This window comes from Streptomyces sp. MnatMP-M17, assembly GCF_900091995.1.
GTDB lineage: Bacteria > Actinomycetota > Actinomycetes > Streptomycetales > Streptomycetaceae > Streptomyces.
Map to the genome: position 1 here is coordinate 1 of NZ_FMDK01000979.1, position 1,629 is coordinate 1,629.

Here is a 1,629-nt window from a genome sequence, read left to right on the forward strand (position 1 = left end):
CCGGCCGAGGCCGCCGACGGCACCCGCGCGCCCGGCGCGCTCGGCCGCGCCGTCGAGCAGGCCTCCGCCTCCCGTGGACTGCTGCTGGCCGCGCTCGCCGTGCCCGCGCCCACCGACTCCGCGCCGCAGTACGACCCGATCACCGGACTCCTCGTAGAGCCCTCGGCCGACTCGGACAGCAAGAAGAACGACCAGCTGCGCGACGAGCTCAGCGCCACCGCCCAGCAGTCGCGCGTCCGTGAACTCGCCGCCCTCGCCGACTTCGACCAGACCGCCGACAGCGAGGCGCGCGAGTCCCTGACCGCCACCGTCACCGGACCGGACGTCAAGACCGCCGAGGGCTATCTGACGCGGCTCACCGACCGGCCCGAACTCTCCGACGCCGACCGCGAGGCCGACCAGGCGAAGGTCGAGGCCGCGCTCTCCGCCAGGATCGACCAGATGCGCGGCGTCGAGTCCGGGCTCGGCTCCAGCCAGTTGGAGCGTCTCGAACTGCTCCGCGACGACGCCGTCACCGGCCTCGAACTGCGGATCGCGCTCCTCGGCGGCTGTCTGCTGATCGCCGTCGGTGTGTCCACCGCCGTCGCCCGTACGCTGACCAGGCCGCTCGCCGTCGTACGGATCGGCGCGGCCCGGCTCGCGGCGGCGCCGGAGACCGAGGAACCGGTCAGGTTCACCGGGCGCAACGACGAGTTCGCCCAGGTCGTACGGTCTCTCAACGGCCTGCACGGCAAGCTGCTCGAACTCTCCGCCCGCGCCGAGACGCTCGACGGCGACCGCACCGATCTGATCGCCGCGCGCGAGAAGGTCGTCGCGCAGCGCGCCGAACTCCAGGAGCGTACGGCCGAGATCGGCGGCCAGCTCCAGCGGCTGCGGCACACCGTCCACCACACCTTCGTCAATCTCTCGCTGCGCACGCTCGGCCTCGTGGAGCGCCAGCTCGCCGTGATCGAAGGGCTGGAGGAGCGCGAGCAGGAGCCGGAGCAGCTCGACACGCTCTACAAGCTCGACCACATGGCCACGGTCATGCGCCGGCACAGCGAGAATCTGCTGGTGCTGGCCGGCCATGAGCACGGCCACGGCTCCAACGGGCCCGTACCGCTCGTGGACGTCCTGCGCGCCGCCGTCAGCGAGATCGAGCGGTACGAGCGCGTCACGATCCACTCGCTGCCGGCACATGCCCAGGTCGCCGGCTTCGCCGCGGACGACCTCAGCCATCTCATGGCCGAACTGCTGGAGAACGCCACCTCCTTCTCGCCGCCGGACGCCGAGGTGCAGCTCTCCGGCTGGCTGCTGGAGGGCGGCGAGGTGATGCTCTCCGTCCAGGACCAGGGCATCGGTATGTCCGCGGACCGGCTCGCCGAACTGAACGCGCGGCTCGCCGAGCCCGAGGACGCCAAGGACACCGGTGAGTCCGAGGGCATCGAGGGCCGGGCGAGAAAGCGGTACGGAAGCGAGATCGAGGGCGAGGGACTCGGTCTGCGGGTCGCCGCGCTGCTCGCGGCGCGCCATGGCGTACGGATCGAGCTGCGCGAGCACCAGCAGGGCGGCGTGGCGGCGGTCGTCGTACTCCCGCAGGCCCTGCTTCCCGCCTCTCCGCCGGCCGGCGCACCGCACCAGGCACGGACG

Annotated in this window: 1 protein-coding gene; it reads left to right on the top strand. The window is 72.4% G+C overall.

Annotation, left to right across the window (positions count from 1 at the left end; all coding sequences use genetic code 11):
- On the top strand, positions 1-1,629 hold a 1,629-nt coding region (locus tag GA0115259_RS34565; protein ID WP_141716813.1), incomplete at both ends, for a sensor histidine kinase.